Here is a 16,109-nt window from a genome sequence, read left to right on the forward strand (position 1 = left end):
CCCTTAATAATGAAGACTTCCCAAATTTAAGAAGTGAATATTTTTATAAAGCCGTATTTAATAGTACTTTTGCAACCTATTTATACGAAATATGAGCTTTTTAAAAGAAATACAACGCAGAAGAACATTTGGAATTATCTCGCATCCCGATGCTGGTAAAACGACATTAACAGAGAAATTGCTGTTATTTGGAGGTGCTATTCAAGAAGCAGGAGCAGTAAAAAACAACAAAATTAAAAAAGGAGCAACGAGTGACTTTATGGAAATCGAACGCCAAAGAGGTATCTCGGTTTCTACTTCTGTGCTTGCCTTTAATTATAAAGATAAAAAAATCAATATCCTTGATACTCCAGGACACAAGGATTTTGCTGAAGATACATTTAGAACTTTAACTGCTGTTGATAGTGTTATTGTTGTGATTGACGTTGCAAAAGGGGTTGAGGAACAAACGGAAAAACTGGTTTCAGTTTGTAGAATGCGTAACATTCCGATGATTGTTTTCATCAACAAATTAGACCGTGAAGGTAAAGATGCTTTCGATCTAATGGATGAAGTTGAACAAAAATTAGGCTTAAAAGTGACGCCGCTAAGTTTCCCAATCGGAATGGGTTATGATTTTCAGGGAATTTACAATTTATGGGAAGAAAACATTAACCTTTTCAGCGGAGACAGCCGTAAAAATATTGAAGAAACAATTGCTTTTTCTGATGTACAGAACAATCCTGAATTGGATAAAATTGTGGGAGAAAAAGCTGCTAATAAACTTCGTGAAGAATTAGAATTAATTGACGAAGTATATCCAAAATTTGAGCGTCAGGATTATTTGGATGGAAAAATTCAGCCCGTATTTTTTGGCTCTGCTTTAAATAATTTTGGAGTTCGTGAATTGTTAGACTGTTTCATTACGATTGCTCCTTCTCCGAGAGCTAAAGATTCTGAAACTCGTACAGTTGAGCCTACAGAAGAAAAAATGTCTGGATTTGTCTTCAAAATCCACGCAAACATGGATCCAAAACACCGTGACCGTTTGGCTTTCATTAAAATCGTTTCAGGAACTTTCGAAAGAAATAAACCATATTACCACGTTCGCCAGAAGAAAAATTTAAAATTCTCGAGTCCGAATGCCTTTTTCGCTGAGAAAAAAGAAATTGTAGACATTTCTTATCCTGGTGATATTGTTGGTTTACATGATACAGGAAACTTTAAAATTGGAGATACATTAACAGAAGGCGAAATCATGAGCTTTAAAGGAATTCCAAGTTTCTCTCCAGAGCACTTTAGATATATCAACAATGCTGATCCGATGAAAGCTAAGCAATTAGAAAAAGGTGTAGATCAGTTAATGGATGAAGGTGTAGCTCAGTTATTTACTTTAGAAATGAACAATCGTAAAGTAATTGGAACGGTAGGAGCGCTTCAGTATGAAGTTATCCAATATCGTCTAGAGCATGAATATGGCGCTAAATGTACATACGAAAACTTCCCTGTACATAAAGCTTGCTGGGTAAAACCAGATGATGCAAAAAATGAGGAATTCAAAGAATTTAAGCGTATCAAACAAAAATTCCTTGCACACGATAAATATGGCCAATTGGTATTCTTAGCAGATTCTGATTTTACAATTCAAATGACGCAGAGTAAATATCCAACTGTAAAATTATATTTTACATCAGAGTTTGATTAAATCTCAACTAGAAATAAAAAAAGGCTGTTTAAAACATTAAACAGCCTTTTTTTTATCTGTATAAATCTATTCATTTCAACTTAAAAAAATGGTATAAAAAAAGCGCTAATTTTCGAATTAGCGCTTTTTTATAATTTGAATTAAATTAACCGTACTAAGTCATTATATTTCAAAAAAATAATCTTTTAAATAGGAAATGCAAAAATATACTTCTAGATAAAAAAGATGAAATTTTATCGATTAAAGTAAATTAAATCTGATTAACTGCATTTTATTCTAATTCAAGTATAAAAAAAAGCCCCTTAAAAAGGGGCTTTAAAATTTATGCTTGTCCTGTTGGACCAAAATTAAGCGGAATTGGTGCTTGTTCCGTTTCTTTGATTTCGCCATGAGCTGCCTCAAATCTATGGATATTTTCACCTATTGCTTTTAATAATCTTTTAGCATGTTGTGGTGTCAAAACAATTCTTGACTTTACCTTGGCTTTAGGAATACCTGGCATAATGCTCACAAAATCTAAAACAAACTCCGATGATGAGTGGTTGATAATCGCAAGATTAGAATAAATTCCTTCTGCGATGTTTTCATCTAACTCAATATTGATTTGCTCTTGTTGTTGTTTCGGATTACTCATAGTTTCCTAATTAATAAATGTATTCTTCTTTATTAGCCATCATTTCGTTGTAATCGTCTTTAGATCCTACGATAGTGTTATCGTACTCTCTCATACCAGTTCCAGCAGGAATTCTGTGTCCAACAATTACATTTTCTTTCAATCCTTCTAAATCATCTACTTTACCAGCTACAGCAGCCTCGTTAAGTACTTTCGTTGTCTCCTGGAACGAAGCCGCAGAAATGAATGATTTAGTTTGTAACGAAGCTCTTGTAATACCTTGTAAAACTGGCGTTGCAGTTGCGGTGATTACGTCTCTTGCTACAACAAGATTTTTATCTGTACGTTTCAATAATGAATTCTCGTCACGTAACTCACGAGGAGTAATGATTTGACCTGGTTTCAATACAGAAGAATCTCCAGCATCTTCAACCACTTTCATACCATATAATTTGTCATTTTGAATGATAAAGTCTTTAGTATGGATCAATTGATCTTCTAAGAATAGAGTATCTCCTGGATCTTCAACTCTTACTTTACGCATCATTTGACGAATAACTACCTCAAAGTGCTTGTCATTAATTTTTACCCCTTGTAAGCGGTAAACCTCTTGAATTTCATTTACCAAGTACTGTTGTACAGCAGCTGGACCTTGAATTCTTAAGATATCATCTGGTGTAATAGCACCATCAGACAATGGAACTCCCGCTCTTACGAAGTCATTTTCTTGTACTAAGATTTGGCTAGAAAGTTTAACTAAATACTTTTTAATCTCACCAAATTTAGACTCGATAACGATCTCACGGTTACCTCTCTTAATTTTACCGAAAGATACAACACCATCAATTTCAGATACAACTGCTGGGTTTGAAGGGTTACGAGCCTCAAGCAACTCAGTAATTCTTGGAAGACCTCCCGTGATATCGCCTGCTTTAGAAGAACGACGTGGAATCTTAACTAATACTTTACCTGCTTTAATTTTCTCACCATTTTCAACCATTAAGTGTGCACCTACTGGTAAGTTGTAAGAACGAATCAATTCACCTTCTTTACCGTAAACCAATAAAGTTGGGATTAATTTTTTATTTCTAGCCTCAGAAATTACTTTTTCCTGGAAACCAGTCTGCTCATCGATCTCAACCATGAACGATTGTCCTTGCTCTAAATCTTCGTAAGCAATCTTACCAGTAAATTCAGAAACAATTACACCGTTATATGGATCCCATTTACAGATTACAGTTCCTTTAGCAACAGTATCTCCATCATTAACAAAAATACTAGATCCGTAAGGAATGTTATGTGTATTTAAAACAATTCCCGTTTTCTCATCAACTAATTTCAACTCAGTTGAACGTGAAACTACGATATCAACAGAGTTTCCTTCTCCGTCTTCACCTTTAACTGTTTTTAAATCTTCAATTTCAAGTCTACCGTTGAATCTTGTAACAATACTAGATTCTTCAGAAATACCTCCAGCAACCCCTCCAACGTGGAACGTACGAAGTGTCAACTGTGTACCTGGTTCTCCAATAGACTGAGCTGCAATAACTCCGACAGCTTCACCTCTTTGTGTCATCTTACCAGTAGCTAAGTTTCTACCGTAACATTTAGCACAAATACCTTTTAAAGCCTCACAAGTTAATGGAGATCTAACTTCTACTTTTTCAATTGGAGAAGCTTCGATAGTTCTCATAATTGCTTCAGTAATTTGCTCTCCAGATTTAACCATTACTTCGTTAGTAAGAGGATTAATAACATCTTGCAATGCAACACGTCCTAAAATTCTCTCTCCTAAAGATTCAACGATTTCCTCATTTTTCTTCAATGCTGCAACTTCAACACCTCTTAGAGTTCCACAATCTTCGATGTTAACAATAACATCTTGAGAAACGTCGTGAAGCCTTCTTGTCAAGTAACCAGCATCGGCCGTTTTAAGAGCCGTATCCGCAAGACCTTTACGAGCACCGTGAGTAGAAATGAAGTACTCAAGGATCGAAAGACCTTCCTTAAAGTTAGAAAGAATCGGGTTTTCAATAATTTCACCACCACCAGCAGTAGATTTTTTAGGCTTAGCCATCAAACCACGCATACCAGTTAACTGACGAATCTGTTCCTTAGAACCCCTCGCCCCAGAGTCAAGCATCATATATACAGAGTTGAAACCTTGCTGGTCTTCTCTAATATTTTTCATTGCTAACTCTGTTAACTGAGCATTTGCTGAAGTCCATACGTCAATAACTTGGTTGTAACGCTCGTTATTTGTAATAAGACCCATGTTATAGTTAGTTGAGATACCTTCAACTTGCTCTCTAGCATCTGCAATTAACTTAGTTTTTTGTTCTGGGATTCTAATATCACCTAAAGAGAATGATAAACCTCCTCTAAATGCGAATTTATACCCCATATCCTTCATATTATCCAAGAAAGCAGCCGTTGTAGGTACATCAGTCACACTTAAAATGTGTCCGATAATATCTCTAAGGTTTTTCTTAGTCAATACGTCGTTGATATATCCAGCTGCTTCAGGTACTACTTCGTTAAATAATACACGTCCTGCAGTTGTTTGAATAATTTTGTACACTAATTCTCCAGCGTCATTAAAATCTTTTGCTCTAATTTTCACACGAGCATTCAATTCTAATCTTCCTTCGTTTAATGCAATGTTTACTTCTTCAGCAGAATAGAAAGTTAAATCCTGACCAATAATTTTGTGATCTTCTGTAGAAATACGCTCTTTGGTCATATAGTATAGACCCAAGACCATGTCCTGAGAAGGTACAGTAATAGGAGCACCATTTGCAGGGTTCAAGATATTATGAGAAGCCAACATTAATAATTGAGCCTCTAAAATAGCCTCTGGTCCTAATGGTAAGTGAACCGCCATCTGGTCACCATCGAAATCGGCGTTGAATGCCGTACATACTAATGGGTGTAACTGGATTGCTTTTCCTTCAATTAATTTTGGTTGGAACGCTTGAATACCAAGTCTGTGCAAAGTAGGAGCACGGTTCAGTAATACTGGGTGTCCTTTAATTACGTTTTCTAAGATATCCCAAACTACAGGCTCTTTCTTATCAATGATTTTCTTAGCAGATTTTACTGTTTTAACAATACCTCTTTCAATCAATTTACGGATAACGAAAGGTTTGTATAATTCAGAAGCCATATCTTTTGGCAATCCGCACTCATATAATTTTAACTCTGGACCAACGACAATTACCGAACGAGCAGAATAATCTACACGTTTACCAAGTAAGTTTTGACGGAAACGTCCTTGCTTACCTTTTAATGAGTCAGATAATGATTTTAATGGTCTGTTAGATTCTGTTTTAACAGCAGAAGCTTTACGTGTGTTATCAAATAATGAATCTACAGATTCTTGTAACATACGTTTCTCGTTTCTTAAGATAACTTCTGGAGCTTTAATCTCCATTAATCTTTTCAAACGGTTGTTACGGATGATTACACGACGATATAAATCGTTCAAATCTGAAGTTGCAAAACGACCTCCATCAAGTGGTACAAGCGGACGTAATTCTGGTGGGATAACTGGAACCACTTTCATAATCATCCATTCTGGACGGTTTTCGCGGTTTTCGTTAGACTCACGGAAAGACTCAACAACTTGTAATCTTTTTAAAGCTTCAGTTTTTCTTTGTTTAGATGTCTCGTTGTTAGCGCTGTGTCTTAATTCATAAGATAAAGCATCTAAGTCAATACGAGCTAATAAATCCATGATACACTCTGCTCCCATTTTGGCAACAAATTTATTAGGATCTAAATCATCTAAATATTGATTTTCTTGCGGAAGAGTATCTAAAATGTTTAAGTATTCCTCTTCAGTTAAGAAATCTAATCTTTGTAATGATTCTCCATCTGCATTTTTAGCAATACCTGGTTGAATTACTACGTATCTTTCGTAGTAAATAATCATATCTAATTTCTTAGATGGAAGACCAAGGATATAACCAATTTTGTTTGGAAGAGAACGGAAGTACCAGATATGAGCAATTGGCACAACAAGGTTGATGTGTCCTACTCTATCACGACGTACTTTTTTCTCAGTAACTTCAACACCACAACGGTCACAGATGATACCTTTGTAACGAATTCTTTTGTACTTACCACAAGCGCATTCGAAATCTTTTACTGGTCCGAAGATTCTTTCGCAGAAAAGTCCATCACGCTCTGGTTTGTGAGTTCTATAGTTAATTGTTTCTGGCTTTAAAACCTCTCCTCTTGATTCTTTCAAGATAGATTCTGGTGAAGCCAATCCAATAGAAATTTTGTTAAATCTTTTTACTGGATTCTTATCTTTATTATTGTTTCTGTTATTCATCATAGTTTTTACTATTGATTTATTTGCAATTAAAAAATTGAATTTAGATTTATAATCTACTCTTTTGAAAATAAAGAGTTAATCATTCAGCTACTACCTCGGGTTACTTCTCTAAACCTCAAATTTTTATTTGAAGTGCTAGTTATAAAATGCCTCGCATTGTTATAAAAAATCGGAACGGTTTACGGGTATAAATCTTTAAAAACTTCTAACATTTAGTAAACGGTCTCAGTCCCAGTTTTCAGCGCTAAACTGAATACTGAGACTGTGACTGAAAACTTTTTATTTATTCTTCCAAACGAAGATCTAAACCTAGACCTTTCAATTCGTGCATTAATACATTGAATGATTCTGGTAAACCTGGTTCTGGCATAGTTTCACCCTTAACGATAGCTTCGTAAGTTTTTGCTCTACCAATAACGTCATCAGACTTAACAGTTAAGATTTCACGTAGTGTACTAGAAGCTCCATAAGCCTCAAGTGCCCAAACCTCCATCTCTCCAAAACGCTGACCTCCAAATTGAGCCTTACCTCCAAGTGGTTGTTGGGTAATCAATGAGTATGGTCCGATAGAACGTGCGTGCATCTTATCATCAACCATGTGTCCTAATTTAAGCATGTAAATTACACCCACAGTCGCTTTTTGTGCAAAACGCTCTCCAGTTCCACCATCATAAAGATAAGTATGTCCGAAACGTGGTACGTTAGCTTCATCAGTCAAGGCATTGATTTCGTCAAGAGAAGCACCGTCAAAAATTGGAGTAGCAAATTTTCTACCCAAGTTCATACCAGCCCATCCAAGAACAGTCTCATAAATCTGACCAATGTTCATACGTGAAGGTACCCCAAGTGGATTCAATACGATATCTACTGGTGTTCCATCTTCTAAGAAAGGCATATCTTCATGACGAACGATTCTTGCAACAATACCTTTGTTACCGTGACGTCCTGCCATTTTATCCCCTACTTTCAACTTACGTTTCTTAGCAATATAAATCTTAGCTAATTTCAAGATTCCAGATGGTAATTCATCTCCAACTGTAATAGTGAATTTCTCTCTTCTTAAAGATCCTTGTAAGTCGTTTAGCTTAATTTTATAGTTATGAATCAAATCATTAACCATTTTATTAGTAGCATCATCAGCAACCCATTGACCTTTGCTTAAGTGAGCAAAATCTTCTACTGCGTAAAGCATTTTTTGAGTATATTTTTTACCTTTTGGTAAAACTTCTTCACCCAAATCATTCATTACACCTTGAGATGTTTTTCCGTTCACGATCAAGAATAATTTCTCAACCAATCTGTCTTTTAATTCAACAAATTTAGTTTCGAACTCCATTTCTAAAGCGCCTAAAGCATCTTTATCCTGAGTACGTTTACGTTTATCTTTTACGGCTCTTGCAAATAATTTTTTGTCAAGAACTACACCGTGTAAAGATGGAGAAGCTTTTAATGAAGCATCTTTTACATCACCTGCTTTATCCCCGAAGATTGCACGAAGCAATTTCTCCTCTGGAGTAGGATCTGATTCTCCTTTTGGTGTAATTTTTCCGATCAAAATGTCGCCAGGTTTAACCTCTGCTCCAATTCTAATCATACCGTTTTCATCTAAATCTTTAGTAGCTTCTTCAGAAACGTTAGGAATATCGTTTGTTAACTCTTCGTTTCCTAACTTAGTATCTCTAACCTCTAATGAATAATCATCAACGTGGATAGATGTAAAAATATCATCACGAACTACTTTTTCAGAAATTACAATCGCATCCTCGAAGTTGTACCCTTTCCATGGCATGAACGCAACTTTTAAGTTTCTACCTAAAGCTAATTCTCCATTTTGAGTAGCATATCCTTCAGACAATACTTGACCAGGAACAACTCTATCACCTCTTCTTACGATTGGTTTCAAGTTGATACTTGTACCTTGATTGGTTTTTCTAAATTTAATTAAGTTGTACGTTTTCTCATCAGCATCAAAACTTACCATTCTCTCGTCTTCTGTACGATCGTATTTAATAGTAATGATGTTAGCATCTACGTATTCAACAGTTCCATGCCCTTCAGCATTGATTAATACTCTTGAATCTGAAGCTACCTGACGCTCTAAACCTGTACCAACAATCGGTGCTTCAGGACGGATCAAAGGAACTGCCTGACGCATCATGTTTGATCCCATCAACGCACGGTTCGCATCATCATGCTCCAAGAAAGGAATCAATGACGCAGAAATCGATGCAATCTGGTTAGGAGCAACGTCTGTATAATGAACAACTGATGGCTCAACAACTGGGAAGTCACCTTCCTCACGAGCAATAACATTGCTTGCTGTAATTTTACCTGTAGCATCCATTTCAATGTTTGCCTGAGCAATCATTTTACCTTCTTCTTCTTCAGCACTTAAGTAAACTGGAGTACTTTCTAAATCAACTACACCATTAGTTACTTTACGGTATGGAGTTTCGATGAATCCCATTCCGTTTACTTTCGCATAAACACCAAGAGATGAAATCAAACCAATGTTTGGTCCCTCAGGAGTTTCAATCGGACATAAACGACCATAGTGCGTATAGTGAACGTCACGAACCTCGAAACCAGCTCTTTCTCTCGAAAGTCCACCTGGTCCAAGTGCAGAAAGTCTTCTTTTGTGTGTAATCTCAGCTAATGGATTCGTTTGGTCCATAAATTGAGATAACTGGTTAGTACCAAAGAAAGAGTTGATAACTGATGATAATGTTTTAGCATTAATCAAATCAATTGGTGTAAACACCTCGTTATCTCTAACGTTCATTCTCTCACGAATAGTTCTAGCCATACGTGCTAAACCAACACCGAATTGTTGAGACAATTGTTCACCAACTGTTCTAACACGACGGTTTGATAAGTGATCAATATCATCAATCTCAGCTTTAGAGTTGATCAATTCGATCAAATATTTTACGATTGTAATGATATCTTCTTTGGTAAGCACTTGCTTATCCATAGGAATATCTAAAGCCAATTTTTTGTTCATTCTGTAACGACCAACTTCACCTAAGTTATAACGTTGATCAGAGAAGAACAATTTATCTATAATACCACGAGCAGTTTCCTCATCAGGCGGTTCAGCGTTACGCAACTGACGGTAAATGTGCTCTACAGCTTCTTTTTCAGAGTTTGTTGGATCTTTTTGTAACGTGTTGTGGATAATAGCGTAATCAGCTTGATTATTATCTTCTTTATGCAACAAAATAGATTTAACGTTAGAATCGATGATCTCTTCAACATTATCTTTGTCGATAATAGTGTCACGATCAAGGATGATTTCGTTACGTTCGATAGAAACTACTTCTCCAGTATCCTCATCAACGAAATCCTCATGCCATGTGTTCAATACACGCGCAGCAAGTCTTCTTCCAATATATTTCTTAATACCAGTTTTAGAAACTTTAATTTCTTCAGCTAAGTCGAAAATTTCAAGGATATCCTTATCTCTTTCGAAACCGATAGCACGGAATAAAGTTGTTACAGGTAATTTTTTCTTTCTATCGATATACGCGTACATTACGCTGTTAATATCTGTAGAGAATTCTATCCAAGAACCTTTAAAAGGAATTACTCTTGCAGAATAAAGTTTAGTTCCGTTTGCGTGGAACGATTGTCCAAAGAAAACCCCTGGAGAACGGTGTAATTGAGATACTACAACACGCTCGGCACCATTGATTACAAAAGTACCACTTGGAGTCATGTAAGGTATTGTTCCAAGATAAACATCTTGTACAATTGTTTCAAAATCTTCGTGTTCTGGATCTGTACAGTATAGTTTTAACCTAGCTTTTAAAGGCACACTATAAGTAAGACCTCTCTCTATACATTCTTGAATTGTATAACGTGGCGGATCAACAAAATAATCTAGGAATTCCAATACAAAGTTATTTCTTGTATCTGTAATTGGGAAGTTTTCCATGAAGGTATTGTATAACCCTTCGTTGCCTCTTTCGTCAGATTTCGTTTCTAATTGAAAAAAATCTTTAAAAGATTTAACCTGAACATCTAGAAAATCTGGATAGTCAGGGATATTTTTTGTAGAGGCAAAATTCAATCTTTCAGTCTGATTTGTTATCATCAATGGACAAAATTTTGATTAAAAAAAAGTAATTTTTTTGTGTAAGACACACTGTTTAATCTATACTTTCTTATTATAATCAATACATCTTTAAAAATAAACCGTAAAGGAAGTTCAATTTTTTTTCTTCGTATTGATCAAAAACTTTTTCGTATTTTAAACTATTTGATAATAAAACTTGATATATTTTATTATACGAAAAATGGTTTAGACCCTTGGATGGTTACATCCAAGGTCTAAACCTAGTTCTAAACTGTGTTTTGTTATTTTAACTCAACAACAGCTCCAGCTTCTTCTAATGATTTTTTAAGACCTTCAGCCTCTTCTTTAGAAACACCTTCTTTAACAGTACTTGGAGCACCGTCAACTACATCTTTAGCTTCTTTAAGACCTAAACCTGTAAGTTCTTTAACTAATTTTACAACTGCTAATTTAGAAGCACCAGCTTCTTTTAATACAACTGTAAATTCAGTTTGTGCTTCTTCAGCAGCACCTTCTCCACCACCAGCAGCAACTACTACAGCTGCAGCAGCAGGCTCGATACCATACTCGTCTTTTAATATTGTTGCTAATTCGTTAACTTCTTTAACTGTTAAGTTAACTAATTGTTCTGCGAATTGTTTCAAATCTGCCATTTTTTCTATCGTTTAAAATGATTTGTAAAAATATAATTTAATTATTGTGCGCTAATTAAGCAACAAGGAAGCAAACTTCCCTGCTTTGATTATTATGCTTCAGTTTCTTCTTCGCTACCAGCGAATTTGTTTTGTAAAGCAGAAATAATTCTTTGAGCTGGAGATTGTAATAATCCAATAAGTTCTCCAAGTAACTCTTCTTTTGATTTAATAGTTGCTAGTGCATCTAATTGGTTGTCTCCAATGTATACTTCAGAATTGATGTAAGCTCCTTTTAAAACTGGTTTATCAGATTTCTTACGGAAATCTTTGATAATTTTTCCAGGTGCATTAGCAACATCAGAAATAAATATAGCACTGTTACCCGCTAAAACTGTAGGTAAATCACCATAATCATTAGCAGAAGCTTCCATTGCTTTTGCAAGCAAAGTGTTCTTTACAACTTCTAATTTAATACCTGCTTTAAAACAAGCTCTACGTAAGTTTGAAGTTGTCTCTGCGTTTAAACCAGAAATATCAGATATGTAAATGATATTTGTACCAGCTAACTGCGCAGTTAAATTTTCAATCGCGATTGATTTTTCTTCTCTAGTCATACTAAAAATTTTTAACTACCAATTATACTGCTTTTGGGTCTAATGCGATAGCAGGACTCATAGTGCTTGTAAGGTGAATACCTTTAATGTATGTACCTTTAGCAGCAGTTGGTTTAAGTTTTATTAATGTTTGAATAATTTCGTGTGCGTTGTCAACAATCTGCTCAGCTCCAAAAGAAACTTTACCGATTCCTGCGTGTACGATACCAGTTTTGTCAACTTTAAAGTCAATTTTACCAGCTTTAACTTCTTGAACAGCTTTTGCAACATCCATAGTTACAGTACCTGTTTTAGGGTTTGGCATTAAACCTCTAGGTCCTAAAATACGACCTAATGGACCTAATTTACCCATAACAGCTGGCATAGTGATGATAACATCAACATCTGTCCAACCATCTTTAATTTTTTGTAAGTAATCATCAAGACCAACGTGATCTGCTCCAGCCTCTCTTGCTTCAGCCTCTTTATCTGGAGTAACCAATGCTAATACTTTAACATCCTTTCCTGTTCCGTGAGGTAAAGTTACCACACCTCTAACCATTTGATTCGCTTTTCTTGGATCAACACCCAAACGCACTGCGATATCAACAGACTCATCAAATTTTGCAGAAGCAACAACTTTCAATAATGCCGCAGCATCTTTTAGAGAGTATAATTTGTTCTTTTCAATTTTTGAAGCAGCCTCTTTTTGCTTTTTTGTTAATTTTGCCATGTCTTTTTCTTAATTAAAAAGGAGCATCTCCTGATACAGTTATACCCATAGATCTAGCTGTTCCAGCAACCATACTCATAGCTTTCTCAATTGTGAAAGCGTTTAAGTCTGGCATTTTGTCTTCAGCAATAGTTCTAATTTGTTCCCAAGTAACGCTAGCTACTTTTTTACGATTAGGCTCACCAGAACCAGATTTTAGCTTTGCAGCTTCCATTAACTGAACTGCTGCTGGAGGAGTCTTAACAACAAAATCGAATGATTTGTCTTTGTACACAGTGATTTGCACTGGACAAATTTTGCCAGGTTTATCCTGAGTTCTAGCATTAAATTGCTTACAGAACTCCATGATGTTTACCCCAGCAGCTCCTAAAGCAGGTCCAACCGGTGGCGACGGGTTCGCAGCACCTCCCTTAACTTGTAGTTTAACTACCTTACTAATTTCTTTAGCCATTTTTAAAAAATTTAACACTGTAATCAATGGAAGCGATTACAATGGTTTATTATAGTGTAACAAAAAATTATACTTTTTCTACTTGCATAAAACTCAATTCTAATGGAGTTTTTCTTCCGAAAATCTTAACCATTACCTCAAGCTTACGCTTCTCTTCGTTGATTTTTTCAACCGAACCATTAAATCCGTTGAAAGGACCATCAATAACTTTAACAGTCTCACCAACACTAAATGGAATAGAACGAGTATCTGTATTTACAGCTAACTCATCTACTTTACCTAACATACGGTTTACTTCAGAAAGCCTTAAAGGAACAGGCTCCCCGCCTTTAGTCTCTCCTAAAAATCCAATAACACTAGTAATTGACTTAATAATATGAGGAATCTCACCAACCAAGTTAGCTTCGATCATAACATATCCAGGAAAGTAAACTTTATCCTTAGATGATTTTTTCCCATCTTTTACAGTAACTACTTTTTCAGTAGGAACCAAGACCTGAGAAACATAATCCTCCATACCTAGTCTCGCAATCTCAGTCTCAATATAAGCTTTCACTTTATTTTCTTGACCACTAACCGCTCTAACTACGTACCATTTTTTCACATTATTATCTGCCATCACAAAAAAATTATCCTTTTAACCAGTTAAAAAATCCAGCCAAAGCTTTTGCAAAAAATTCGTCTACTCCCCATGTTGCCAAAGCGAATAAGATCGAAAATACAGCCACAACAATTGTCAATTTTTGAACTTCAGCCCAAGCTGGCCAAGTAACATTTGACTTTAACTCCTCGAAAGCCTCTGATAAATAATTAGTAACTTTTGTCATTTGATATATTTTTTATTGCACGGGCGGAGGGATTCGAACCCCCATCAACGGTTTTGGAGACCGCTATTCTACCCTTGAACTACGCCCGTAATTAAAGCCAGTGATTTTACTTAAGAAAATCACTGGCTTTTATTTATTTATAGAATTACTCTACGATTTCAGTAACCTGACCAGCACCAACTGTTCTACCACCTTCACGGATAGCAAAACGTAAACCTACGTTCATAGCGATTGGGCTTAATAAAGCAACTTCAATAGTTAAGTTATCACCTGGCATTACCATCTCTACACCTGCTGGTAAAGAAATAACTCCTGTTACGTCAGTTGTACGTACGTAGAACTGTGGACGGTAGTTATTGTGGAATGGAGTGTGACGTCCACCTTCTTCTTTTTTCAAGATATAAACCTCAGCTTTGAATTTAGCGTGTGGTTTTACTGAACCTGGCTTAATAATAACCATACCTCTTTTGATATCAGCTTTATCAATACCTCTTAACAATAAACCTACGTTATCTCCAGCTTCACCTCTATCAAGGATTTTACGGAACATCTCAACTCCTGTAATAGTAGAAGTTAATTTTTCAGCTCCCATACCAATGATTTCAACAGGATCTCCAGTGTTAGCAACTCCAGTTTCGATACGACCTGTAGCAACAGTTCCACGACCTGTAATTGTAAATACGTCCTCAACTGGCATCAAGAATGGTTTAGCTACGTCACGCACTGGCTCTTCGATCCAAGCATCAACAGCTTCCATTAATTCAATAATTTTAGGAACCCAAGCAGGATCATTATTCAATCCTCCTAAAGCCGAACCTTGAACTACAGGACCATTATCTCCATCATATTCGTAGAAAGATAATAAATCTCTAATTTCCATTTCAACAAGCTCTAATAACTCAGCATCATCAACCATATCCACTTTGTTCATGAAAACAACGATTCTTGGAATACCTACCTGACGTCCTAAAAGGATGTGCTCACGAGTTTGTGGCATTGGACCATCTGTAGCAGCAACTACTAAGATAGCTCCGTCCATTTGAGCAGCACCAGTAACCATGTTCTTTACGTAATCCGCGTGACCTGGACAGTCAACGTGAGCGTAGTGACGGTTAGCAGTTTCGTACTCTACGTGTGATGTATTAATAGTAATACCTCTTTCTTTCTCCTCTGGAGCGTTATCGATTTGATCAAACGATTTTGCTTGACAGTAACCAGCATCTGACAATACTTTAGTAATTGCAGCAGTTAATGTAGTTTTTCCGTGATCTACGTGTCCAATTGTACCTATGTTTAAGTGCGGTTTGGAACGATTAAAATTCTCCTTTGCCATTTTACTTAATTTTTAATCTTAGTTATATATTAATTTTCAATTTCCTACTTACTTGAGCCAATGTCGGGATTTGAACCCGAGACCTCTTCCTTACCAAGGAAGCACTCTACCCCTGAGCTACACCGGCAGAGTTTTCAATTTTAGATTGAAGATTTAAGAATTCAGATTTAACAATCCGTTACTTACAATCTAAAATCTAAACTTTTATTTGTGGGGAGAGCAGGATTCGAACCTGCGAAGTTCACACAGCAGATTTACAGTCTGCCCTCGTTGGCCGCTTGAGTATCTCCCCTAATTTAAAATTCCATTATTTTAAAGAACCAAATCCAAATCGCATTTGGAATTTTCTGAGCCGATAGAGGGACTCGAACCCACGACCTGCTGATTACAAATCAGCTGCTCTAGCCAGCTGAGCTACATCGGCGAATGCATTAAAAAAGTCCGCTATTTCTAACGGACTGCAAATGTAGCTATTTTATCTTTTAATCAAAACATTTTTTAAAAAAAATTTCAATTAAATGTGTGCTCTAATTTTTTCCTTCCTTTTCACAAGTAAACGTTCTAATGATTCTGCCGAAAGCTCAACCGCTTCTTCAAATGTTTTACACTGTTTTTTTACCAAAAAATCATCACCAGGAACATTAATCTTTATCTCCACCACCTTATTCTCCTTATCACTTGTTCTTTCAACTTTTAAAAAAACATCTGACGAAACCACACGATCGTAGTATTTTTCCAGCTTACCCATTCTTTCTTGGATAAAATCGACCAATTTTCTGTCGACAGTAAAATTAACTGCATGAACATCTACCTTCATAAT

12 protein-coding genes and 4 tRNA genes are annotated in these 16,109 nt (G+C 35.9%); 1 reads left to right on the forward strand and 15 read right to left on the reverse strand.

Features of this window, described 5'->3' with window-relative positions; genetic code table 11:
- The first annotated feature begins 91 nt into the window (after positions 1–91).
- On the forward strand, positions 92–1,684 hold the full coding sequence (locus tag V6624_RS04780; RefSeq protein ID WP_111283355.1) for a peptide chain release factor 3: 1,593 nt from the start codon (positions 92–94) through the stop codon (positions 1,682–1,684).
- A gap of 322 nt (positions 1,685–2,006) precedes the next feature.
- On the opposite strand, the gene V6624_RS04785 is transcribed toward V6624_RS04780, so the two are convergent.
- The 15 genes from V6624_RS04785 to hpf all read right to left on the reverse strand — a co-directional run bounded on the left by V6624_RS04785 (position 2,007) and on the right by hpf (position 16,106).
- The gene (locus tag V6624_RS04785) at positions 2,007–2,318 is read right to left on the reverse strand and encodes a DUF3467 domain-containing protein (protein ID WP_111283353.1); all 312 of its coding nucleotides are present in this window, start codon (positions 2,316–2,318) and stop codon (positions 2,007–2,009) included.
- A 10-nt stretch (positions 2,319–2,328) separates the two neighbouring features.
- Entirely contained in the window at positions 2,329–6,639 is a 4,311-nt protein-coding gene (gene rpoC / locus V6624_RS04790; RefSeq protein WP_111283351.1) for a DNA-directed RNA polymerase subunit beta', read from the reverse strand.
- Positions 6,640–6,922: 283 nt separating this feature from the next.
- Positions 6,923–10,735: a DNA-directed RNA polymerase subunit beta gene (rpoB, locus tag V6624_RS04795; RefSeq protein ID WP_111283349.1), complete on the reverse strand. Its 3,813-nt coding sequence runs from the start codon at positions 10,733–10,735 to the stop codon at positions 6,923–6,925.
- 263 nt (positions 10,736–10,998) lie between these two features.
- Positions 10,999–11,370, reverse strand: coding sequence for a 50S ribosomal protein L7/L12 (gene rplL / locus V6624_RS04800; RefSeq protein WP_025572412.1), 372 nt, complete (start codon positions 11,368–11,370; stop codon positions 10,999–11,001).
- A gap of 92 nt (positions 11,371–11,462) precedes the next feature.
- Positions 11,463–11,966 carry a 50S ribosomal protein L10 gene (gene rplJ / locus V6624_RS04805; RefSeq protein ID WP_111283347.1) on the reverse strand — a complete coding sequence of 168 codons (504 nt, stop codon included), beginning with the start codon at positions 11,964–11,966 and terminating at the stop codon, positions 11,463–11,465.
- Between the two features lie 22 nt (positions 11,967–11,988).
- Positions 11,989–12,678: a 50S ribosomal protein L1 gene (gene rplA, locus V6624_RS04810; RefSeq protein ID WP_012024013.1), complete on the reverse strand. Its 690-nt coding sequence runs from the start codon at positions 12,676–12,678 to the stop codon at positions 11,989–11,991.
- A 13-nt stretch (positions 12,679–12,691) separates the two neighbouring features.
- Positions 12,692–13,129 (reverse strand): 50S ribosomal protein L11, encoded by a 438-nt coding sequence (rplK, locus tag V6624_RS04815; protein WP_008466923.1) that lies wholly within the window; start codon positions 13,127–13,129, stop codon positions 12,692–12,694.
- 67 nt (positions 13,130–13,196) lie between these two features.
- A complete protein-coding gene (gene nusG, locus V6624_RS04820) occupies positions 13,197–13,748 on the reverse strand; it encodes a transcription termination/antitermination protein NusG (RefSeq protein WP_008466925.1) in 552 nt (183 codons plus the stop codon).
- Between the two features lie 10 nt (positions 13,749–13,758).
- Positions 13,759–13,956, reverse strand: a complete 198-nt coding sequence (gene secE / locus V6624_RS04825; protein ID WP_008466927.1) for a preprotein translocase subunit SecE — start codon at positions 13,954–13,956, stop codon at positions 13,759–13,761.
- Positions 13,957–13,974: 18 nt separating this feature from the next.
- Positions 13,975–14,045, reverse strand: a tRNA-Trp gene (locus V6624_RS04830).
- A gap of 56 nt (positions 14,046–14,101) precedes the next feature.
- Positions 14,102–15,289 (reverse strand): elongation factor Tu, encoded by a 1,188-nt coding sequence (gene tuf / locus V6624_RS04835; RefSeq protein WP_057123935.1) that lies wholly within the window; start codon positions 15,287–15,289, stop codon positions 14,102–14,104.
- 55 nt (positions 15,290–15,344) lie between these two features.
- Positions 15,345–15,416, reverse strand: a tRNA-Thr gene (locus tag V6624_RS04840).
- An 84-nt stretch (positions 15,417–15,500) separates the two neighbouring features.
- Positions 15,501–15,581, reverse strand: a tRNA-Tyr gene (locus V6624_RS04845).
- Between the two features lie 58 nt (positions 15,582–15,639).
- Positions 15,640–15,713 (reverse strand) — tRNA-Thr (locus V6624_RS04850).
- 90 nt (positions 15,714–15,803) lie between these two features.
- Positions 15,804–16,106 (reverse strand): ribosome hibernation-promoting factor, HPF/YfiA family, encoded by a 303-nt coding sequence (hpf, locus tag V6624_RS04855; protein ID WP_008466930.1) that lies wholly within the window; start codon positions 16,104–16,106, stop codon positions 15,804–15,806.
- Positions 16,107–16,109 lie beyond the last annotated feature (3 nt).

The organism is Flavobacterium ginsenosidimutans (assembly GCF_037478105.1).
GTDB classification, from domain to species: Bacteria; Bacteroidota; Bacteroidia; order Flavobacteriales; family Flavobacteriaceae; genus Flavobacterium; species Flavobacterium ginsenosidimutans.

Bases quoted from the DNA above. Each gene is read 5' to 3' on its own strand.
- V6624_RS04780 (WP_111283355.1), top strand. From the start codon at position 92: ATGAGCTTTTTAAAAGAAATACAACGCAGAAGAACATTTGGAATTATC.
- V6624_RS04785 (WP_111283353.1), bottom strand. From the start codon at position 2,318: ATGAGTAATCCGAAACAACAACAAGAGCAAATCAATATTGAGTTAGAT.
- rpoC (WP_111283351.1), bottom strand. From the start codon at position 6,639: ATGATGAATAACAGAAACAATAATAAAGATAAGAATCCAGTAAAAAGA.
- rpoB (WP_111283349.1), bottom strand. From the start codon at position 10,735: ATGATAACAAATCAGACTGAAAGATTGAATTTTGCCTCTACAAAAAAT.
- rplL (WP_025572412.1), bottom strand. From the start codon at position 11,370: ATGGCAGATTTGAAACAATTCGCAGAACAATTAGTTAACTTAACAGTT.
- rplJ (WP_111283347.1), bottom strand. From the start codon at position 11,966: ATGACTAGAGAAGAAAAATCAATCGCGATTGAAAATTTAACTGCGCAG.
- rplA (WP_012024013.1), bottom strand. From the start codon at position 12,678: ATGGCAAAATTAACAAAAAAGCAAAAAGAGGCTGCTTCAAAAATTGAA.
- rplK (WP_008466923.1), bottom strand. From the start codon at position 13,129: ATGGCTAAAGAAATTAGTAAGGTAGTTAAACTACAAGTTAAGGGAGGT.
- nusG (WP_008466925.1), bottom strand. From the start codon at position 13,748: ATGGCAGATAATAATGTGAAAAAATGGTACGTAGTTAGAGCGGTTAGT.
- secE (WP_008466927.1), bottom strand. From the start codon at position 13,956: ATGACAAAAGTTACTAATTATTTATCAGAGGCTTTCGAGGAGTTAAAG.
- tuf (WP_057123935.1), bottom strand. From the start codon at position 15,289: ATGGCAAAGGAGAATTTTAATCGTTCCAAACCGCACTTAAACATAGGT.
- hpf (WP_008466930.1), bottom strand. From the start codon at position 16,106: ATGAAGGTAGATGTTCATGCAGTTAATTTTACTGTCGACAGAAAATTG.